Here is a 21237-nt window from a genome sequence, read left to right as displayed (position 1 = left end):
GGGCCGCACTCCTTCAGGGAGTGCGGCCCACAGTCGTGCCGTACGGGTACTGCCGCGTACTAGTCGCGCGCCCCGCCGCCGACATGGTGCACCCGCACCATGTTCGTCGTGCCCGGGACGCCGGGGGGCGAGCCGGCCGTGATGACCATGGTGTCGCCCTCGTTGTAGCGGTCCAGCTTCAGGAGCTCCGCGTCGACCAGGTCGACCATCGCGTCCGTGTTGTCCACGTGCGGTACGACGTGGGCCTCGACGCCCCAACTCAGGGCGAGCTGGTTGCGGGTGGACTCGTCCGTGGTGAAGGCCAGGATGGGCTGCGCCGCGCGGTAGCGGGAGAGGCGGCGGGCCGTGTCACCGGACTTGGTGAAGGCGACCAGTGCCTTGCCGTTCAGGAAGTCCGCGATCTCGCAGGCGGCACGGGCCACCGAACCGCCCTGGGTGCGCGGCTTCTTGCCCGGTACCAGCGGCTGGAGGCCCTTGGAGAGCAGCTCCTCCTCGGCGGCGACGACGATCTTCGACATCGTCTTGACCGTCTCGATCGGGTACGCGCCCACGCTGGACTCGGCCGACAGCATGACCGCGTCCGCACCGTCCAGGATCGCGTTGGCGACGTCGGACGCCTCGGCGCGGGTCGGCCGCGAGTTGGTGATCATCGACTCCATCATCTGGGTCGCCACGATCACCGGCTTGGCGTTCCGCCGGCAGAGCTCCACCAGGCGCTTCTGCACCATCGGGACCTTCTCCAGGGGGTACTCGACGGCCAGGTCGCCACGGGCGACCATCACACCGTCGAACGCCATGACGACGCCCTCCATGTGCTCGACGGCCTGCGGCTTCTCGACCTTGGCGATGACGGGGACCCGGCGGCCTTCCTCGTCCATCACCTTGTGGACGTCCTTGACGTCATCGGCGTCCCGTACGAAGGAGAGCGCCACCAGGTCGCAGCCCATCCGCAGGGCGAACCGCAGGTCATCGACGTCCTTCTCAGACAGGGCCGGGACGTTGACCGCCGCGCCGGGCAGGTTGATGCCCTTGTGGTCGGAGATGACACCGCCCTCGATGACGATGGTCCTGACCCGGGGGCCCTCGACCGCGACGACCTTCAGCTCGACGTTGCCGTCGTTGATCAGGATCGGGTCGCCCTTGGCGACGTCGCCCGGCAGACCCTTGTAGGTCGTACCGCAGATCGACTTGTTGCCGGGGACGTCCTCCGCGGTGATGGTGAACTCGTCCCCGCGGACCAGCTCGACGGGGCCCTCGGCGAACTTCGCCAGGCGGATCTTCGGGCCCTGGAGGTCGGCGAGCACACCGACCGCACGGCCGGTCTCGGCGGCGGCCTTGCGGACCCGGTCGTAACGACCCTGGTGCTCCTCGTGGCTGCCGTGACTGAAGTTGAAGCGGGCCACGCTCATGCCGGCCTCGATCAGAGCGACGAGCTGCTCATGGGAGTCGACGGCGGGACCGAGTGTGCAGACGATTTTGGAACGGCGCATGAGGCGGATCCTATCGGTTTGTTTCGCTGCGGAATATTCCGTCTGGTGGAAGGTACAAAGGGGCGCGGGGGTGCTCAGTTGTGGGCCTGTCCGACGAGCGCGAAGGTCTGGACGGCGATCTCCAGTTCCTCGTCCGTCGGCACCACGGCGACCGCGATCCGTGCGTAGTCCGGCGAGATCAGCCGCGGCGCGCCGGACCGCACGGCATTCAGATCCGCGTCCACCGCCAGGCCGAGCTCCTCGAGACCGGCGATCGCAGCCTCCCGTACGGGTGCCGAGTTCTCCCCGACCCCCGCCGTGAACACCACGGCATCCACCCGCCCGAGGACCGCCGAATAGGCGCCGATGTACTTCTTCAGCCGGTGCACATAGATGTCGAACGCCAGCGCCGCACGCTCGTCGCCCTCGTCGATCCGGCGGCGGATCTCCCGCATGTCGTTGTCGCCGCAGAGCCCGACCAGACCGCTCTTCTTGTTGAGCAGTTCGTCGATCTCGTCCGTCGACATCCCGGCCACCCGCTTGAGGTGGAAGGTGACAGCCGGATCGATGTCGCCGGAACGCGTACCCATCACCAGCCCCTCCAGCGGGGTCAGCCCCATCGAGGTCTCCACGCACCGGCCACCCGCCACCGCCGACGCCGAGGCGCCGTTGCCCAGGTGCAGCACGATGACATTGACCTCCTCGGGGGTACGTCCCAGCAGCTCGGCGGCCTTGCGGGAGACGTACGCGTGCGAGGTGCCGTGGAAGCCGTAGCGCCGGATGCGGTGCGCGTCGGCGGTCTCCACATCGATCGCGTACCGCGCCGCGTATTCCGGCATCGTCGTGTGGAACGCCGTGTCGAAGACCGCCACCTGCGGAAGGTCCGGACGCAGGGCCTGGGCGGTACGGATACCGATGATGTTCGCCGGATTGTGCAGCGGGGCCACCGGGACCAGGCGCTCGATCTCCTTCAGCACCTCGTCGTCGATCACCACGGGCTCGGTGAACCGCAGCCCGCCGTGCACCACCCGGTGACCGATCGCCGCCAGCGCGGGGGAGTCCAGGCCGAGACCGTCGGCCGCCAGTTCCTCGGCCGCCGCCTTCAGCGCGGCCTCGTGATCGGCGATCGGGCCGATGCGCTCACGCGGCTCGGCGCCTCCCGCCCGTCGCCCCCCACCACCCTCGACGGAGGCCCTTCGGGCCGCCTCATCCGATTCGACCAGCGGGGTGTGCACCAGCCGGGAGGTCTTCTCACCGATCCGCTCGACCAGTCCGGCCGCCAGCCGGGAATGGTCGCTCATGTCCAGGAGCTGGTACTTCACCGACGAGGAGCCGGAGTTGAGAACGAGTACACGATTCGCGGCCACGGTGGAAGAGCCTTCTGCGGTCGGGATGGTCATGCGGTTCGCTCCTCGCTCTGCGCCTGGATCGCCGTGATGGCCACGGTATTGACGATGTCCTGGACGAGCGCGCCCCGGGACAGATCGTTGACGGGCTTCCGCAGCCCCTGGAGCACCGGTCCGACGGCCACCGCGCCCGCCGAGCGCTGCACGGCCTTGTAGGTGTTGTTGCCGGTGTTCAGGTCCGGGAAGATCAGCACCGTCGCCTGTCCCGCCACCTCGGAGCCGGGCAGCTTCGTCGCGGCGACGCTCGGCTCCACCGCGGCGTCGTACTGGATCGGACCCTCGATCCTGAGGTCCGGCCGGCTCTCGCGCACCCGGTCCGTCGCCTCGCGGACCTTGTCGACATCGGCGCCCGATCCGGACGTGCCCGTCGAGTACGACAGCATCGCGATCCGCGGCTCCACACCGAAGCGGGCGGCGGTGGCGGCCGACTGCACCGCGATGTCCGCGAGCTGCTCCGCGTCCGGGTCCGGGTTGACCGCGCAGTCGCCGTACACCAGGACCTTGTCCGCCAGGCACATGAAGAAGACGGAGGAGACGATCGAGGCGTCCGGCTTGGTCTTGATGATCTCGAAGGCGGGGCGGATCGTCGCCGCGGTGGAGTGCACGGCCCCGGAGACCATGCCGTCCGCGAGCCCCTCCTGGACCATCAGGGTGCCGAAGTAGTTGACGTCCGCGACGACGTCGTACGCCAGCTCCACCGTGACCCCGCGGTGCGCGCGCACCTGTGCGTACCGCTCGGCGAACGCCTGGCGCAGTTCGGAGGTCTGCGGGTCGATGAGCTGCGTACCGGCGAGATCGATGCCGAGGTCCGCGGCTTTCTTGCGGATGACGTCGACGTCGCCGAGGAGGGTGAGGTCGCAGACATTGCGGCGCAGCAGTACGTCGGCGGCGCGCAGCACCCGTTCCTCGGTGCCCTCCGGCAGGACGACCCGGCGCCGGTCGGCGCGGGCCTGCTCCAGCAGCTCGTGCTCGAACATCATCGGGGTGACGCGGCCGCTGCGGGCCACCGAGATCCGGTCCAGCAGGGCGACGGTGTCCACATGGCGCTCGAAGAGGCCCAGCGCGGTCTCCGCCTTGCGGGGCGTCGCCGCGTTCAACTTGCCTTCCAGCGCGAAGAGTTCCCCTGCGGTGGGGAAGGAGCCGCCGGCCACGGAGACGACCGGGGTACCCGGTGCGAGTCTCGCGGCCAGCCTGAGTATCTCCTCGCCGGGGCGTTCGTTCAGGGTCAGCAGCACACCCGCGATGGGCGGGGTCCCGGCGCTGTGCGCGGCCAGCGAGCCGACCACCAGATCCGCCCGGTCGCCGGGTGTGACCACCAGACAGCCCGGCGTCAGCGCCTTCAGCATGTTCGGCAGCATCGCACCGCCGAAGACGAAGTCCAGCGCGTCCCTGGCCAGCCCGGAGTCGTCGCCGAGCAGCACCGTGCCGCCGAGCGTCGCGGTGATCTGGGCGACGGTCGGCGCGGAGAGCGCCGCATCGTCCGGCAGGACGGAACAGGGGACGGGCAGCCGGGCCGCCAGCCGCTCCGCGATGACATCGCGGTCCTCGGCCGCCACCCGGTTCACGATCATCGCGAGGACGTCGCAGCCCAGGCCCGCGTACGCCCGGTAGGCATTGCGGGTCTCGGCCCGTACGGACTCCGCGGGCCGGCCCTTCCCGCCGACCACCGCGATGACCGAGGCGCCGAACTCATTGGCGAGGCGGGCGTTGAGCGCCAGCTCGTCGGGGAGCTGGGTGGCGGCGAAGTCGGTGCCGAGGACCAGCACCACCTCGTACTTCTGGGCCACCTGATGGAACCGTTCGACGAGCCGGGAGACCAGTTCGTCCGTGCCCTGCTCCGCCTGGAGCGCGGACGCCTCGCGATAGTCCAGCCCGTAGGCCGACGCGGGGTCCTGGGGGAGCCGGTAGCGGGCCCGCAGCAGCTCGAACAGCCGGTCGGGTACGTCGTGGACGAGCGGCCGGAACACCCCGACCCGGTCCACCTGACGCGTCAGGAGCTCCATGACTCCCAGATCGACGACCTGGCGGCCGTCCCCCCGGTCGATCCCCGTCACGTACACGCTGCGCGTCACGCGTGCTCTCCCGTCCATTTTTGCGGTTTGGGATGGTATTGCCATGTTGACGATACCTGCGGGGGTCGAGACGCCGCCCGCCGGGCGAAAGGCCCTGCGCCAGGGGCCGTACGGCCTCCCCGGGCCTCGTCGGATTCACTGCCGCATCCGGCGGAACACCCGTGCGGGCATCCCCGGTGCGGCCGAGAGCGCGAGGTCCAGACCTGACGTGGGACAATCGTTGTGGCTCACGGTACGGGGGATTCTGTACGCGCCCCCGAAATGCACGGCACTAGCGAGCAGGAGATACAGCACGATGCGCATCGGAGTTCTCACCGCAGGCGGCGATTGTCCGGGCCTGAACGCAGTGATCCGGTCGGTCGTGCACCGTGCCATGGGTCACGGCGACGAAGTCATCGGCTTCGAGGACGGCTTCAAGGGACTCCTCGACGGTCACTTCCGCCCCCTCGACCTCAACGCGGTCAGCGGCATCCTCGCCCACGGCGGCACCATTCTCGGCTCGGCCCGGCTGGAGCGCGACCGGCTGCGCGAGGCCGCCGAGAACTGCGCCGAGCTGAGCCGTCGTTACGGCATGGACGCCCTCATCCCGATCGGCGGCGAGGGCACCCTCACCGCCGCGCGGATGCTGTCGGACGCCGGAATGCCCGTCGTCGGCGTCCCCAAGACCATCGACAACGACATCTCCGCCACCGACCGCACCTTCGGCTTCGACACCGCGGTGGGCGTCGCGACCGAAGCCATAGACCGCCTCAAGACCACGGCCGAATCGCACCAGCGGGTCATGGTCGTCGAGGTGATGGGACGCCACGCCGGCTGGATCGCGCTGGAGTCCGGAATGGCGGGCGGCGCGCACGGCATCTGCCTTCCCGAGCGCCACTTCCAGGTCGAGGACCTGGTCAAGATGGTCGAAGAACGCTTCGCACGCGGCAAGAAGTTCGCGGTCATCTGCGTCGCCGAGGGCGCGCACCCGGCCGAGGGCTCCATGCCGTACGCCAAGGGCGAGATCGACCAGTACGGCCACGAGCGCTTCCAGGGCATCGGCAACCGGCTGGCCATCGAGCTGGAGACCCGGCTCGGCAAGGAGGCCCGACCGGTCATTCTCGGCCATGTGCAGCGCGGCGGCACGCCGACCGCGTACGACCGGGTGCTCGCCACCCGCTTCGGCTGGCACGCGGTGGAGGCCGCGCACCGGGGCGACTTCGGCCGGATGACGGCTCTGCGTGGCAACGACATCAAGATGGTTCCGCTCGCCGACGCCATCACCCAGCTCAAGACGGTGCCGGGGGACCGGATGGACGAGGCCGAGTCGGTCTTCTGACCCGGGTCGCGCGCGGCAGCGTCGTAAAAAGTGGCCGGCGGCCCTGACTGTCCCCCCGTGGACGGTCAGGGCCGCTTGCCGTTCCCCCGGCCCTCGGGGCCGTTCCGGAAGGTCAGGGCCGGACGGGCCGCGGTGCCGGAATCCACTCTTGAGCCGGCGGCCCGGATCAACAAGGCTTATCCCTGTCCCGGACATGTCCCAACTCTGTCCGGGCGCGGATCCCACGGGAGGGGCACAGCGCATGGTGGTCGAGGGCAGGGCTCCGGATCCTCGGGAGGCGCGGAGCGCGGCCGAGCTCATCGCCCTGCTGAGAGTGCTCAAGGACGCGTCCGGTCTGACGTTCCGCGAGCTGACCCAGCGGGCGGATGCCGTCGGGGACGTCCTGCCGCGCTCCACGATCGCCAACATGCTGGGGCGTACGTCGGTCCCGCGCGAGGAACTCCTCGCCGCTTTCGTGCGGGCCTGTGGCTGCGGGCCCACGGAGGTGGAGAACTGGCTCGGCGTACGCAAGGAACTCGCCGTGCACGGGCAGCGGGCCGGGGGAGCGGGCGTGGCCGGCACGCAGGAGGCCGAGGAGGTCCCGGGCGCGCCGGCCGAGGGGGCACCCGAGCCGTCCGCCGAGCCGTCCGCAGGGCCGCCAGCCGAGTCGTCCGCAGGGCCGTCCGCCGAGCCGTCCGCCGAGCCGCCCGCCGAGTCGTCCGCAGGGCCGGCCGCCGAGCCGCCCGCCGAGTCGTCCGCAGGGCCGCGCCCTGCCCGTCGCCGGTTCCGCACCGTCCTGGTGGCCGCCGTTTCCCTCCTGGTCCTGGCCGCCGCCGCGGTGACCGTCGCCTTCCTCGTACGCGACGAACAGCCGGGGCCCGCCCCCGTCGCCGGACCCGTGGCGGGGCGGACGGTGCAGATCCGGTCCGTCCACTCCGGGCTCTGCCTCTCCGAGAAGCGGGAGTCCGACAGCGGCCGGCTCTACCAGATGCCGTGCGGCGGGGAGACGATCCCGAGCTTCTCCCTCAGACCGCTGGGCGACGACGTCTGGCGGATCGTGACCGACCACCCGGACTTCGGCCCCGGCTGCACGGGCGTCTGGAACGGGACCCGGGAGGCCGGGGCCTCGATGCAGGACCAGGAGTGCGGCAGCCGGGGCTCCGCGGAGGCGTTCTGGATCGAGCCCCTGGGGCATCCCGTCAAGGGCTACCGGATCCGGCCCGCCCACACCCACCTGTGCATCGGCGCCGAGGCGGGCAGCAGCAGGCGCAACACCGAGGTGGTGCAGATGGGCTGCGACGGGGTGGACCGGGGAAGTCTGTTCTCCTTCGACCCGGTGGCCTCGGACGCGGCCGGCGGCTGAGCGCAGCACGGATACCGGAGGCCGGACGGCTCAGGCACTCGTCCCCTGCACCCCCGCCGTCTGCCAGAACCGTTCCACGATCTTCGCCAGGAACTCCCGCCCCGCATCGCCCGTCGCCCCGGCCCGCTCCGCGCCCGTGCTGCTCCAGCTCAGCGTCGACACCATCAGCGCCTGGTAGTCGGTGTGCAGCTGTCCCAGTACGTCCTGCAGGAACCCGCGCTCCAGCGGCACCAGCTTCGCCACCGGCCGGACATGGGCCTGCCAGCGCGTCGTCACCGCACTGCGCAACAGCTCCGCCAGCTCCTCGTCCCGGCCGGACACCGTCACGAACCCGGCGGCCGTCAGCCCCAGCACCTCGCTGAGCACCGCGGACTGGCGCTCATTGCCGCGCCAGCGCCCCGCCTCCTCCATCCGCAGATACGCGGAGGCGGTCAGCCCCAGCAGACGCGCCAGCTCCTCGACGGCCAGCTCCCGGGCCACCCGGTGCTCCCGCAGGGTGCGCGCGGCGGTGAGCAGCTCGCCCGGCGAGCACCACAACACTCCGGCCAGCGCCGTGAGTTCGTACTCGCTCGGGACGGCGAGCCCGCGCTCCCAGGCGACCACCGTCTCGGTGCTGATACGGAGCCCGTACTGGGCTCCGAGACCGTACGCGACATGGCCGGGAAGCATCCCCAGGGCCTCGCGGAGGCGGCGCGCGGCGGGGGCGTTGAAGGGCGGGGAGGGGTGCACGGCCCCACCGTAGAAGTCAACACGCGGTCTGACTACGGTGTGTTCCACTGATATCACGGCTCGTAGGAACGTCCTAGTGTCGTACGTCCTGGTGTCGTACGTCCTGGTGTCGTACGTCCTGGTGTCGTACGTCCTGGCGCCGTACGGGGTCAGCGCCCCTGGGCCACCCACCGGTAGTGCAGCTCCGGGCGCCCGATCTGACCGTACTGCGGACTGCGCACCGCGCGCCCCACCGTCACCAGATGTTCCAGGTAACGGCGCGCGGTGATCCGCGAGATGCCCAGCTCCACCCCGGCCGCGCCCGCCGTGACCCCGTCCGGAGCGGCCCGCAGGACGCGGGTGACGGCCTCCAGCGTCGGGCCGCTCAGCCCCTTCGGCAGCCGGGTCGGCTGGGGTGCGCGCAGGGCGCCGAGCGCCCGGTCCACCTCGTCCTGACCACTCGCCTCACCTGCCGCCGCGCGGAACTCGGCGTAGCGGACGAGCCGGTCGCGCAGGGTGGCGAAGGTGAACGGCTTCAGCACGTACTGGACGACACCGAGCGACACCCCTTCCCGGACCACCGCCAGATCACGCGCCGACGTCACCGCGATGACATCCGCCGAGTGCCCGGCCGCGCGCAGCGAGCGCAGCAGCTGCAGACCGTGCCCGTCGGGCAGATACAGATCCAGGAGCAGCAGATCGACCGGCGTACGGTCCAGCGCCCGCACCGCCTCCGCGCGCGAGTGCGCGACCGCGGCGACCGTGAATCCGGGGACGCGGCCCACGTACAGCTGATGGGCGTCCGCGGCGACGGGGTCGTCCTCGACGACCAGCACCTGGATCATGCGGTGGCCTCCTTCGTGGTGTGCGTCGTGCGGTTGCCGATGGTCAGCGGCAGTCGCACCGTGAACTCGGCACCGCCGTCCGGGCCGCGGTCCAGCGCCACCGTCCCGGCGTTGCGGTGCACCGCCTGCTGTACGAGGGCGAGCCCGATGCCGCGGCCCGCGCCGTGCGTCGACCAGCCCCGGTCGAACACTTCGGCGGCGTCGCCCGGATCGATCCCGGCCCCGGTGTCGGCGACCCGCAGCAGCAGCTCGCCCTCCCCGGTGAGCGCGGTGACGGTGACCCGGGCGCGGCCGGCCCTCCCCGCCGCCACCCCTCGCTGGGCGGGCACGGCCTCCGGACCGGGCGTACCGGTCACCGCCTCCGACGCCGCGTCGACCGCGTTGTCGATCAGATTGCCGAGGATCGTCACCAGGTCCCGTGGCGGCAGGGTCGCGGGCAGGGCGCCGTCGTCGATCAGACTGTCGTCCGCGAGCACCAGCTCCACCCCCCGCTCATTGGCCTGCGCCGCCTTGCCGAGCAGCAGCGCCGCCAGCACCGGTTCGGCGACGGCGCCCACCACCCGGTCGGTGAGGGCCTGGGCCAGTTCCAGCTCCGCGGTGGCGAAACCCACCGCCTCCTCGGCCCGGCCCAGTTCGATCAGCGAGACGACCGTGTGCAGTCGGTTCGCCGCCTCGTGCGCCTGCGAGCGCAACGCCTGGGTGAACCCCCGCTCGGAGTCCAACTCGCCGGACAGCGCCTGGAGTTCCGTGTGATCGCGCAGCGTCACGACCGTACCGCGCTGCTCCCCGCCCACCACCGGACGCGTGTTGACCACGATCACCCGGTCCGCCGTCAGATGCAGCTCGTCGACCCGCTCCTCGGAGGCGAGCAGCGCACCGGTCAGCGGCGCCGGCAGATCCAGCTCGGCGACCCTGCGCCCGACGGCACCCGGATCGAGACCGAGCAGCTCCCGGCCCGCGTCGTTGATCAGCGCGATCCTGCGCCGCCCGTCGAGCATCAGCAGTCCCTCGCGCACCGCGTGCAGCGTGGCCTGGTGGTAATCGTGCATCCGGCTCAGCTCGGCGGCGTTCATGCCGTGCGTGTGCCGCCGCAGCCGGGCGTTGATCACATACGTACCGATGCCGCCGAGCGCCAGCGCCCCGCCCGCCGCCAGCCCCAGCGCCCCGAGCTGCGCCCGCACCTGCGAGGAGACCCGCTCGACCGTGATGCCCGCGCTGACCAGGCCGGTGATCCTGCCGCCGTCCCGGACCGGGGTGACGACCCGGATCGAGGGTCCGAGCGTGCCGGTGTACGTCTCCGTGAACGTCTCGCCGCGCAGCGCCTGCGCGGTGTGCCCGAGGAACTTCTCGCCGATCCGGTCGGCGTCCGGGTGCGTCCAGCGGACCCGGTCCGGGGACATGATCGTGACGAAGGCGATCCCGGTGTCCTTGCGCACCTTCTCCGCGTACGGCTGCAGCACGGCGGACGGGTCCGGGGTGCGGATCGCCTCCCGTACGGACGGCGAGTCGGCGATCGCCAGTGCCGCCGCCCTGACCTGCCGGGTCGCGGTCTCCTTCGCCTGTGCGCTGCCGGAGACGTAGGCGAAGAACGCGCATCCCGCCACCACGGCCGCGACCAGCACCACCTGCATGGCGAAGAGCTGGCCGGCGAGGCTGCGAGGGCGGGTGCGGGGAAGACGCATGGCAACAGTCTGCCTGGCCGAAAACATATGAACGAAATGCACGTAACAGTGACCGGCGTCACAGGGGGGCGGGATAGTCACCAAGCCCCCCAGGGACGGGGGAGCGACCCGGACGAGCCGAGGAGAGCCCCCGTGGGAGTGGCAGCCGCCAAGCGGGACCGTACGCATTATCTGTATCTCGCCGTGATCGCGGCTGTGGGCCTCGGCATCGTCGTGGGCTTCGCGGCCCCGGACTTTGCCGTCGAACTCAAGCCGATCGGTACCGGCTTCGTGAACCTCATCAAGATGATGATCTCGCCCATCATCTTCTGCACGATCGTGCTGGGCGTCGGCTCGGTGCGCAAGGCCGCCAAGGTCGGCGCGGTCGGCGGCCTCGCCCTCGGCTACTTCCTGGTGATGTCGACCGTCGCACTCGCCATCGGTCTGCTCGTCGGCAACATCCTGGAGCCCGGCCAGGGCCTCCACCTCACCGAAGCGGTGCGCGCCGCCGGTGAGAAGCAGGCGGCGGGCGCCAGCGAGTCCACCGTCGACTTCCTGCTCGGCATCATCCCGACGACGATGGTGTCCGCCTTCACCGAGGGCGAGGTGCTGCAGACCCTGCTGATCGCCCTGCTCGCGGGCTTCGCACTCCAGGCCATGGGCTCGGCGGGCGAACCGGTCCTGCGCGGCATCGGCCACATCCAGCGCCTCGTCTTCCGGGTGCTCGCCATGATCATGTGGGCGGCCCCGGTCGGCGCGTTCGGCGCGATGGCGGCGGTGGTCGGCGAGACCGGCGTCGACGCCCTGAAGTCCCTCGCGATCATCATGGTCGGCTTCTACATCACGTGTGCGATCTTCGTCTTCGTGGTGCTCGGCACGATCCTGCGGCTGGTCGCCGGAGTGAACCTGCTGCTCCTGCTGAAGTACCTGGGCCGCGAATTCCTGCTGATCCTCTCCACCTCCTCGTCGGAGTCCGCCCTGCCGCGCCTCATCGCGAAGATGGAGCACCTCGGGGTCAGCAGGCCCGTCGTCGGCATCACCGTGCCGACCGGCTACTCCTTCAACCTCGACGGCACCGCGATCTACCTCACGATGTCCTCGCTCTTCATCGCCAACGCGATGGGCGACCCGCTGAGCGCGGGTGAGCAGATCTCGCTCCTGCTCTTCATGATCGTCGCGTCGAAGGGCGCGGCCGGAGTCACCGGCGCGGGCCTGGCCACCCTCGCGGGCGGTCTCCAGTCGCACCGCCCCGGACTGGTCGACGGCGTCGGACTGATCGTCGGCATCGACCGCTTCATGAGCGAGGCCCGCGCCATGACGAACTTCGCCGGCAACGCGGTGGCCACTGTCCTGGTCGGCACCTGGACCAAGGAGATCGACAAGGAGCGGGTGGACCAGGTCCTGTCCGGTGCGCTCCCGTGGAACGAGAAGATGCTCAACCAGGACGCCGAGGGCACGGGCGTCCCGGAGCCGCGGGACGGCGACCAGGAGCCCGCCGTGGCGAAGGCCTAGACACCGAACACCCGGCACACGGACAGAGGGCCGTCGCGGAAGCTCCCGCGACGGCCCTCTGCCTCTGTCTCCTTGCCTTGACGTCCGCGTAAAGGTTTACCGTCGAAGACATGCGAATCGGGGAGCTGGCCGAGCGGGCCGGGACGACCACGCGGACTCTGCGGTACTACGAGTCACGCGGACTGCTGCCTGCGCGGCGGGCCGGAAACGGGTACCGGGCGTACGACGAGGACGATCTGCGTCTGGTCCAGCAGATCAGGACCCTCCAGGACTTCGGCTTCGAACTGGAGGAGACCCGGCCGTTCGTCGAATGCCTGCGCGCCGGCCACCCGGCCGGTGACGCCTGCCCCGCCTCGCTCGCCGTCTACCGGAGCAAGCTCGGCGAGCTCGACTCGCTCATCGAGCAGCTCCAGGCGGTACGCGTCCAAGTGGGCGCGCAGCTCGCCAGGGCCGAGCTGGAGGCCGCTGCAGAGCTTCCCGGCGGCCCGGAACCACGTTGTGAACTGGGAGGATGACAGATGATTCATGCAGAGGGCGTGGCCGAGGTCACCGACACCACCTTCGACGGGGAGGTGCTGGCGGCCGACCTCCCCGTACTGGTCGAGTTCACCGCCGACTGGTGCGGCCCGTGCCGCCAGCTCGCCCCCGTGCTCAGCGCCGTCGCCGCCGAGGAGGCCGGGCGCATCAAGATCGTCCAGATCGACGTCGACCGCAACCCGGGGATCGCGAGCCGGTATGCGGTGCTGTCGATGCCGACCCTGATGGTGTTCCGCTCCGGCGAACCGGTGAAGTCGATGGTGGGCGCCCGCCCCAAGCGCAGGCTGCTCCAGGAACTGGAGGACGTGTTCGAGGTGGTGTGAGGCGGGGCGTACGTATCTCCAGGCGGCCGTCTGCGCGGTACCTGCGCAACTCGACGCGGTCAGGGGGTTTTCATCAGGTCGCGGAGGGTGCCGACCAGTGCGTGGATGTCACGTTCGACGGGCGGGTCGGCGGGGGCTGTCGGGGCCGGGCCCAGGGCGGGTGTGCGGCAGCTGCGACAGAGGCCGTCGGGGAGTGCTTCGGATGGGCCGGGTGTGCCGCATTCGGTGCATTCCACCATCAGACGGCGGCCGGGAGTGCTTGGCGCGGCCGGTGTCGGGACGGTGGGCAGGTGGGGCGGGATCTTGTCGCTGAGGCGGCGGCGTACGAAGCCGATGGGGGAGCCGACCTGGGCGGGGAGGCCGGAGGTGAGGGCATGGGTGAGGTAGTCGGTGTCCACGCCTCGGGCGAACCACTGGGCGGCCGGCGACTCCAGGACGGCGCAGTCGGCGGCGGAGAGGGCCAGGCGCGGTTCGATCCGGCCCAGTTGGGCCAGAGCGAGGTACGCGGGCGAGGGTTGCCCCGGGGCCGGTTCAGGGGTCTGCCGCTTCGGTACGTCGGGTACGGGGCCGGGCGAGGTGGGCTGAGCTGTGGGCTCGGCCGGTGTCACGGGGGCCGGGGCCTGCGATTCAGCCCCGGCCCGGGGAGCGGTTGCTTCTTGGGTGGCTCGGTTGTTCTCGGCGTCCAGGAAGGCGCCCCACCATTCGTTGTCGCGAGCGGTGCGGGACCAGAAGGTGCGGGTGACCCAGCGGACCTGGCCGCGCTCCTCGATCCGGCACTGGGCGTACCGCAGGTGACCGGCCACTCCCAGTGCCCTGAGGGCGCTGCCGACGGCCATCTGCCCGTACAGGGGGATGCTCCTGGCCAGCGACTTGATGTCCATGGCCGCACCGTCGGGCAGGTGGTCGACGTACCCGGCGATGTAGCGCTCGCGCTCGGGCAGAAGCATGAAGTCATCTGCGTGCGCGGGGCGTTGGTCCGGTGCGGATCGCTTGCCGTAGCCGCGGTTGGCTTTCGCGTACGGGCGTGAGGATGCGGGCGCACGCAGGGCAGGGCTAAAGTTCTCGGTAGCCACGAGATCGCTCGTTTCGATCTTTGGGTGAGACCCCGGCCCGGTGCTTCCAACACCGCGTCGGGGTCGTTTTGTTGGGGGCACCGTAAGCAGCCCCGGTGGCGCGCTGCAAGCTGGTCACGATTAGTCATACTTGCTGGCCGTGACGGGTCGGGGAGGGTAGGAAGGTTTTCCCAACCCCCTTCTTTTACCTACCGGTTGACCAAGAGCGCTCGAATCCCGGAGCCCGGATTCCGACGCCCGGATCCCGAAGCTCAAGCGTCGGGCCCAGCCCCCTCCTCGTACCCACGAAAGGGTGAACCAGCCGGTCCCGGAGCTCGAAGCCCGGAACTCGGGTTCCGAGCCGCAGTGTGGCACTGCTCGACCGACGGAGCCGGGCGCAGCCACCGCCCGTCGTGGCACTTCGTAAGCTCTCGGCCGATAGGCCGCGATGTGTTGCTGCTGGGCACTCGACGTCACTGAATTGCTGGGACGCCCCTCGAATGCGCGTATGTCCAATGCCGTGCCGGGCCGGCTTGCCGTCTGGGGAGAGCTGTGTCAGCGCGTAGCCGAGATGAAGGCCATCGAGGACCTCTCTCATCGGCGATGCTCGCGGAGTGCTCAGTCGGGCAGATGAGGGACCTCTGAGCCGCAAGGCGCTGAAGAAGCTCGGTCGGCCGAGCGCGAACAACTGGGACCGGCGCCGTCTCGACGTCGCCAGGGCCCACGCGATGCTCGGCTCCCACCAGGACGCAATGGACGAGCTGAACACGATCAGGCGGGCCACGGGAGCTGCTCGCTGCGATCCAAAGAGGGCACGTCGCGGACCTGCCGACCGCCCCACTGGCGAACGTCGCCGCCTGCGGGGCAGCCAGCCCGGATGTTGATGGCCTTTCAGTGCTGGATCAGGCCGCTGACCGGGACGGCAGCGACGTGGCCGGTTGCCGGAAGCGTCTGTGCCAGGGCGAGGCCGATGTCGACCAGCGATGACCGGCGCAGGCAGGCGGCGTCGGGAATCGGAGTCCAGACCGACTCGGCGATTTCGCCGTTCGGCTCAGGCCGGAGTTGGCCGCCGGTGATACGGACCTGGTAGAAGATGCCGACATTCTGGTGCTCGGGCAGGCCGGGCAAGGGGCGGTCGGCTGCGGGGATCACCCTGGAGTCCACGCCCAGCAGGCGTTCGACCACCGCGTCGCAGCCGGTTTCCTCAGCGACCTCCCGGATCACCGCGTCGAACGGGTCCTCCGCGTGCTCGACCCTGCCGCCCGGAAGGGTCCAGTTGCTCTCGCCCTTCGGCGGTACGTGACGGGCGAGCAGCACCCGCCCGCCCTCGATGCACACGGCGTACGCCGCCAGCCGGAAACTCATCCCCCGCACCTCCCACCGGACCCTCAGGGTGCTCGGCCGCATGTTGATTCTCTGCAAGCCGTAAACCTAGTTGATCACCGCAGAGTGAGTCGGGTATGAAAAGCCCATGCTACGAGGAAGCAAGATCGGGCTCCGCGCCCGGCACGAGTTGGACGTCCCCGTCCTGCACGCTGAACTGTACGACGACGTGGCGACGAGATCGAGGGCCGACTCGCGACCCTGGCGCCCCGTCACGCCGGGCTCCGCGGCGTCGCCCTACGCGGTCGCGGATCCTGACGATGAGGCTGCCTGTTTCTCTGTTGTATCCCTGGAAAACGACGAGTTGGCGGGAGAGGCGCTGCTGTGGGGCATCGACACCCACAACAGAAGCGCACACCTGGGCATCTCACTGCGGCCGACATTCCGTAACCGCGGGTTCGGCGTCGACGTCCTCCAGGTGCTGTGCGACTACGGCTTCACAGTGCGTGGACTGCACCGGCTGCAACTCGAAACGCTTGCCGACAACACGGCGATGATCCGCGCAGCTTCCCGCGCCGGGTTCACCCAGGAAGGAAGGCTTCACGCTTCCGCGTGGGTCAACGGTGAGTTCGTCGACGAGGTGATCTTCGGGTTGCTCGCCGACGCCCGGCACCGGTGATGGTGATGCGACATCCGACGGCTGCCCAGCAACACCACCTGGTAAAGCCCTGCCGGGCGACCCGGGCCTCCCGGGCCCGGGACAATCCGATCGACGATGGCCAGGCAGAAGGCAAGAAGATCGTCCGGCGACTCGGGCAGGAGGCCCGCCCGACGCCCCGGTCGTCGCCGACGTCGTCGCCCGCCAGAGAGGTCTGGACGCGGACGGAACCGCGCAGGTTCATCGATTCCTGGATGTGGTTGAGCCGGAACCCGCACGCGATTGCTTTTCGATGAGCAGACCGACGCGCGGGGCCACGCTCTCGATGAGCACGTGATGGTCTGAGTAGGCGCTGTCGCCCGGCCCGCACCAGCGGCGCGGTTCGCTGCTGGAGAGGTAGTCGAGTTTGCAGCCGCCGTCGTGGGTGGCGCGACCGGTACGTGCCGCGACCTGCTGGTCGCACTCCTGGAAGCCCGGGGTGCCGGGGCCCTTGGAGTACAGGTCGGCCGGCCGGCCAGATCCAGGCGGTGGTGTTGCCCGGCCAGTCCGGGGGCAGGGAGCTGAAGTCCCCGCCGAACACCACGTGGGGGAACTGCGTGACGACGCTCTGGATGTCCTTCAGCTGGTCGTCGCGACAGTCCCGGTCGGGGTGCACTGGGTTGGCCTCGCGCAGGGAGTTGCGGACCGGGGCGAAGTGCTGGCGCCAGTGGATCGCGGTGGTGTCAGACACGCTCAGAGGCCGGCGCAGCCTGGAGTAACACGGTGGCAGGACACCGGCTGGAGTCTTCGCCCGCACGGGACAAAGACTCCTCGCTCTCGCCGAGGGCATCTGTCACCACCGGACTACCGGCGCCAAGGTCAAACGCTCCTTGATCGCCTGCGACCGCTGAAAACAGACTCACTCCTCTACGGGTGGTAGATCTCCTGCATGGCGGTGATCTGGCTCTGGCCGTTGACGCGGTAGTAGAAGTGCGGGCTGTTGGCGAGCTTGTGGTTCACCAGCCACTTCGGGGTGACCTTCACGGTTGTGGTGTCGCTGAGGACCTTGACGGAGGCGCCTGAGGCGAAGACGTACGACCGGGCCGCTCCACTCGGGGTGTAGTCGACGTCCTCGTCGTTCTCTGTGTTCACCTTGCACGTCTCCGGGGTGACGCGCACGACGGTGTTGCCCTGGAAGTTCTTGGCGGAGTCCAGCTTGAAGAAGTGCTTGTACCCCGCGGGCAGGTGGCACGGCTTCCAGGCCGTAGCCCCCGTGGTCCTGGCCTGTGCGTTGGCGGCGGTGACCGCACCCGGACCGCGGGTGGCCGAACCGGCCTTGGTGGACACGGCCGGGGTGCTTGCCGTCGCGTTCGGGCTGGCGCTTGAAGACCCGCACGCGGCGGCGAGGAGCGCGGCGGCGGAGGCGAGGACGACGGCGGTGGAGACGTAACGGTGGTTCATGAACATCCTCTGCTACGAAGATCTGCTGACACCATGGGAGATACCGGACCGCAGGTGAGGGTTTCACCGACCGTCGGCTGTGACCGTACGGTGACACCCGTCACACCGCGGAGACGATCGGCCGGCCCGGCGCTCCTGGTCCAGGGCGCCCTGCCGCCCGCCCCGAAGCAGATGGCACGCGCTGGGCCCTGCTCTGCGGTCGTCGCCGTCACCGCAGCCGCGATCCTGGCCCGGCTCGACGCCTGGGCCAGGGACAGGCCCAGAGCCCGGCCTGGCACCTCGCCCCGCCGAGCATCAACTCGACGGGGCGAATTAACCAACGGCATCCACCCGGCCGGGGCACGCTCGTCGCGCTGCTGAGCCAGCAGGGCGTCGCAGCGATGGCGGCCGCGGAGCGGCCGGCCCTGGAGAACGCGGGCCAATCCGGCTTGCCTGATCGATCACGGACTAAAGAAGCGACGTTGGTCCCTGGTCCGTCTGTCGGCCTTCTCGCCCGTGCCGCCGAGCAGCAAGTCCACGGCGATTGTGTCGAAGAATTGCACGGCCATGCCATGGCGTTCGGGGCAGTCGTCCAAGCCCGGCTCCTGGCCTAGGACATGACGTCGAGCGGCCGCAGGAAGCGGCGTTCGTACCGCTTGATGCAGCGGGTGTTACGAGCCAGTTCGGGGCCGAGAACATCCCCGCTGCCGCCATCGCCCCGTATCTGCGGACCATCGTGAACATCCTGCCGCCCATCGTGGCCGGGACGGCGGCCGACATCGATGCGAAGGAGTACAACGGCGCGGGTGCCAACCTCGCCATGATGACCGCGAGTGTCGATCACCTGCTGCACGCGTCCCGCGGCAGGGGGGGGGGCTGGACACACCCCGGCTGGAGGCGATCAAGGCCGTCTGTGACCGTGCGATCGCCAAGGGGCACGGCGCCGATTCATGGGCGAGCACGGTCGAGGCGCTCAGCCGCTGAGCAGGGCATGGCGCGGGGCCCGCAACCAGGAGGTGGTCGCGGGCCCCGCGGGCGGGATCACACCGGCTTCAGCCAGACCGTCGCCAGGGGCGGCAGTGTCAGCAGGATGCTGCCGGGCCGGCCGTGCGCGGCCACCCGCTCGGGCTTCAGCGGCCCGGGATGGTGTACGTCGCTGCCGCCGTACCGCGCGGCGTCCGTATTGAGGACCTCCGCCCACGCGACCTGATCACCGAGGACGTCCGGGACACCGATGCGGTAGTCGTGCCGCACCACCGGGGAGAAATTGCTGACGGCGAGCAGCGGCGAGCCGTGCGCGTCGTAGCGCAGGAAGGCGAAGGCGTTGTCCTCGGCCGCACCGCCGTCCACCCAGTCGAAGCCCTCCGGAACGGTGTCGCGCTGCCAGAGCGCGGGAGTGGCGCCGTACACCGCGTTCAGGTCGCCGACCAGGGTACGTACGCCCCGGTGGTCGCTCTCCGCCTCGTACGAAGGGTCGAGCAGCCACCAGTCCGGACCGTGCCCCTCGGACCACTCCGCCCCCTGCGCGAACTCCTGGCCCATGAAGAGGAGTTGCTTGCCCGGGTGGGCCCACATGAAGCCGAGGTACGCCCGGTGGTTGGCGCGCTGCTGCCACCAGTCGCCGGGCATCTTGCTGACCAGTGCCTGCTTTCCGTGCACCACCTCGTCGTGCGAGATCGGCAGGACGTAGTTCTCGCTGTACGCGTACACCATCGAGAAGGTCATCTCGTTGTGGTGGTACTTGCGGTGCACCGGCTCCTTCGACACGTACTGCAAGGAGTCGTGCATCCAGCCCATGTTCCACTTCAGCCCGAAGCCGAGCCCGCCGAAACCGTCGGGGCCGACGTGGTGGGTGGCGCGGGTGACGCCGTTCCAGGCGGTGGACTCCTCGGCGATGGTGACGACGCCCGGATTGCGTCGGTAGACGGTTGCGTTCATTTCCTGGAGGAAGGCGACGGCATCCAGGTTCTCCCGGCCGCCGCGCTCGTTCGGGGACCATTCCCCGTCCTCGCGCGAGTAGTCGAGATAGAGCATCGAGGCGACGGCGTCGACCCGCAGCCCGTCGATGTGGAACTCCTCGCACCAGTAAGTGGCATTGGCTACAAGGAAGTTGCGCACCTCCGTGCGCCCGTAGTCGAACTCCAGCGTGCCCCAGTCGGGATGTGCCGCCCGCGACGGGTCCGAGTGCTCGTACAGCGGGCGGCCGTCGAACTCCGCGAGCGCCCAGTCGTCGCGCGGGAAGTGCGCGGGCACCCAGTCGACGATGACACCGATGCCGGCCCGGTGCAGCGCGTCGATGAGGAAACGGAAGTCGTCCGGTGTGCCCATGCGTGACGTCGGGGCGTAGAAACCGGTGACCTGATAGCCCCAGGAACCGCCGAAGGGATGCTCGGAGACCGGCATCAGCTCCACATGTGTGAACCCGAGATCCCTTACGTACGCAGGGAGTTGGGAGGCCAGCTGACGGTACGAAAGTCCCGGCCGCCAGGACGGCAGATGCACCTCGTACACGGAGAACGGCGCCTCGTGCACCGGTACGTCCCCCCGGTGCGCCATCCATCCCTGGTCCTGCCACTCATGGTGCGAGGCCGTCACGATCGAAGCGGTGGAGGGCGGTACCTCGGTACGGCGGGCCATCGGATCGGCCCGTTTGGTGTGCGAACCGTCCGGGCGGCAGATGTCGAACTTGTAGAGCGTGCCCTCCCCGATCGCGGGCAGGAACAGCTCCCACACCCCGCTGGAGCCGAGCGAACGCATCGGGAAGCCGGTGCCGTCCCAGTAGTTGAAGTCCCCGATGACCCGCACACCGCGGGCGTTGGGGGCCCAGACGGTGAACCGGGTGCCCGCGACCCCCTGGTGTTCCATGGGCTGCGCGCCGAGGGCGGTCCACAGCTCTTCGTGGCGTCCCTCGCCGATCAGATGCAGATCGAGATCGCCGAGCGCGGGCAGGAAACGGTACGGATCCTGCACCTCGGTCTCGTTGTCCTCGTAGGCGACCAGGAGCTGGTATTCGGGGAGCGAGGGCATCGGCAGCAGCCCGGAGAAGAGGCCGTCGCCGTCGTCGTGCAGCTGTGCCCGCAGCCCCTTGGCGAGCACGGTCACGGACTGTGCGTACGGGCGCAGCACCCGGAAGGTCACACCGCCGCGGACCATGTGGGCGCCGAGCAGGTCGTGCGGGGCATGGTGCTCACCGGCGAGCAGCCGGCCCCGGTCGCCGTCGTCGAGGGGGCGCGCCTGTCGCACTCCCTGGCTGCCGGTGCCCCCGCGGGCACGTGGTGGCGCGGCACTGTCACCGGTTCCGGCAGCTCGCTTGCCCGCCGGCTTCTTCCGCTCGGCCGGGGCGGCCGGTTCCGAGGAGGGCGGGGTGGCCACCTCCTCCGAGGCCGCGGGGGGTGCCGTCGCGTCCGGTGTGAGCAGGGGGATTTGAGGGGCCTCGGTGGCGGCGGGTGTTTTGCGGGACGGCTTGCGGGCGGTCACGGGGACAGCCTCCTCGGAGGGTGTTGTCGGGGCGGAACAGGGCCGGACAGGGCGGAACAGCGGGGACGGACGAGGCAGGGCGGGACGGGGTGCGGGTGCGACGACGGCGGGTCCG

At 70.1% G+C, this 21237-nt stretch carries 17 protein-coding genes and 1 pseudogene; 8 read left to right on the top strand and 10 right to left on the bottom strand.

The annotated features are described in order from the left end of the window. Positions 1-59: 59 nt before the first annotated feature. From pyk to pta, 3 genes are all read right to left on the bottom strand, one after another. Positions 60-1490 carry a pyruvate kinase gene (gene pyk / locus ACGFU7_RS11125; protein ID WP_393694461.1) on the bottom strand — a complete coding sequence of 477 codons (1431 nt, stop codon included), beginning with the start codon at positions 1488-1490 and terminating at the stop codon, positions 60-62. Between the two features lie 74 nt (positions 1491-1564). Continuing rightward, entirely contained in the window at positions 1565-2869 is a 1305-nt protein-coding gene (locus ACGFU7_RS11120; RefSeq protein WP_393694460.1) for an acetate kinase, read from the bottom strand. After that, the gene (pta, locus tag ACGFU7_RS11115) at positions 2866-4947 is read right to left on the bottom strand and encodes a phosphate acetyltransferase (RefSeq protein WP_393694458.1); all 2082 of its coding nucleotides are present in this window, start codon (positions 4945-4947) and stop codon (positions 2866-2868) included. The genes ACGFU7_RS11120 and pta overlap by 4 nt, the downstream gene beginning before the upstream one ends. A gap of 295 nt (positions 4948-5242) precedes the next feature. Here pta and ACGFU7_RS11110 point away from each other — a divergent pair, with 295 nt between their 5' ends. Beyond that, entirely contained in the window at positions 5243-6265 is a 1023-nt protein-coding gene (locus ACGFU7_RS11110) for an ATP-dependent 6-phosphofructokinase (RefSeq protein WP_393694457.1), read from the top strand. Positions 6266-6506: 241 nt separating this feature from the next. Continuing rightward, a complete protein-coding gene (locus tag ACGFU7_RS11105; protein ID WP_393694455.1) occupies positions 6507-7607 on the top strand; it encodes a helix-turn-helix domain-containing protein in 1101 nt (366 codons plus the stop codon). A 30-nt stretch (positions 7608-7637) separates the two neighbouring features. On the opposite strand, the gene ACGFU7_RS11100 is transcribed toward ACGFU7_RS11105, so the two are convergent. From ACGFU7_RS11100 to ACGFU7_RS11090, 3 genes are all read right to left on the bottom strand, one after another. Continuing rightward, a complete protein-coding gene (locus ACGFU7_RS11100; RefSeq protein WP_393694901.1) occupies positions 7638-8276 on the bottom strand; it encodes an XRE family transcriptional regulator in 639 nt (212 codons plus the stop codon). A 209-nt stretch (positions 8277-8485) separates the two neighbouring features. Beyond that, positions 8486-9160, bottom strand: a complete 675-nt coding sequence (locus tag ACGFU7_RS11095; protein WP_393694453.1) for a response regulator — start codon at positions 9158-9160, stop codon at positions 8486-8488. Next, on the bottom strand, positions 9157-10842 hold the full coding sequence (locus ACGFU7_RS11090; RefSeq protein ID WP_393694451.1) for an ATP-binding protein: 1686 nt from the start codon (positions 10840-10842) through the stop codon (positions 9157-9159). The genes ACGFU7_RS11095 and ACGFU7_RS11090 overlap by 4 nt, the downstream gene beginning before the upstream one ends. 132 nt (positions 10843-10974) lie before the next feature. On the opposite strand from ACGFU7_RS11090, the gene ACGFU7_RS11085 reads away from it, so the two are divergent. The 3 genes from ACGFU7_RS11085 (at position 10975) to trxA (ending at position 13193) form a co-directional block, all read left to right on the top strand. Then, positions 10975-12333, top strand: coding sequence for a cation:dicarboxylate symporter family transporter (locus ACGFU7_RS11085; protein ID WP_393694449.1), 1359 nt, complete (start codon positions 10975-10977; stop codon positions 12331-12333). A gap of 110 nt (positions 12334-12443) precedes the next feature. After that, positions 12444-12848 (top strand): MerR family transcriptional regulator, encoded by a 405-nt coding sequence (locus ACGFU7_RS11080; protein ID WP_393694447.1) that lies wholly within the window; start codon positions 12444-12446, stop codon positions 12846-12848. A 3-nt stretch (positions 12849-12851) separates the two neighbouring features. Next, the gene (gene trxA / locus ACGFU7_RS11075; RefSeq protein WP_393694445.1) at positions 12852-13193 is read left to right on the top strand and encodes a thioredoxin; all 342 of its coding nucleotides are present in this window, start codon (positions 12852-12854) and stop codon (positions 13191-13193) included. A gap of 59 nt (positions 13194-13252) precedes the next feature. Here the strand turns inward: trxA and ACGFU7_RS11070 are convergent, their stop codons facing one another. Further along, positions 13253-14266, bottom strand: a complete 1014-nt coding sequence (locus tag ACGFU7_RS11070; protein WP_393694444.1) for a MarR family transcriptional regulator — start codon at positions 14264-14266, stop codon at positions 13253-13255. Between the two features lie 870 nt (positions 14267-15136). After that, a complete protein-coding gene (locus ACGFU7_RS11065; RefSeq protein ID WP_393694442.1) occupies positions 15137-15610 on the bottom strand; it encodes an NUDIX hydrolase in 474 nt (157 codons plus the stop codon). 106 nt (positions 15611-15716) lie between these two features. Between ACGFU7_RS11065 and ACGFU7_RS11060 the strand changes: the two genes are divergently transcribed. Then, complete coding sequence (locus ACGFU7_RS11060) at positions 15717-16247, top strand: GNAT family N-acetyltransferase (RefSeq protein ID WP_393694441.1); 531 nt, start codon at positions 15717-15719, stop codon at positions 16245-16247. A gap of 885 nt (positions 16248-17132) precedes the next feature. Here ACGFU7_RS11060 and ACGFU7_RS11055 read toward each other — a convergent pair. After that, the gene (locus tag ACGFU7_RS11055) at positions 17133-17666 is read right to left on the bottom strand and encodes a hypothetical protein (protein ID WP_393694439.1); all 534 of its coding nucleotides are present in this window, start codon (positions 17664-17666) and stop codon (positions 17133-17135) included. Positions 17667-18381: 715 nt separating this feature from the next. Between ACGFU7_RS11055 and ACGFU7_RS11050 the strand changes: the two are divergent. Continuing rightward, positions 18382-18456, top strand: a pseudogene (locus ACGFU7_RS11050) (hypothetical protein); the annotation flags it as partial. A 65-nt stretch (positions 18457-18521) separates the two neighbouring features. Next, positions 18522-18629, top strand: coding sequence for a hypothetical protein (locus ACGFU7_RS11045; protein ID WP_393694899.1), 108 nt, complete (start codon positions 18522-18524; stop codon positions 18627-18629). Between the two features lie 57 nt (positions 18630-18686). On the opposite strand, the gene glgB is transcribed toward ACGFU7_RS11045, so the two are convergent. Further along, positions 18687-21122 (bottom strand): 1,4-alpha-glucan branching enzyme, encoded by a 2436-nt coding sequence (gene glgB / locus ACGFU7_RS11040; RefSeq protein ID WP_393694438.1) that lies wholly within the window; start codon positions 21120-21122, stop codon positions 18687-18689. Positions 21123-21237 lie beyond the last annotated feature (115 nt).

The organism is Streptomyces sp. NPDC048473 (genome assembly GCF_043200155.1).
In the GTDB taxonomy this organism is placed as follows: domain Bacteria; phylum Actinomycetota; class Actinomycetes; order Streptomycetales; family Streptomycetaceae; genus Streptomyces.
Note: the sequence above shows the minus strand (reverse complement) of the source record. Positions and strands in the feature narration are given on the sequence as shown.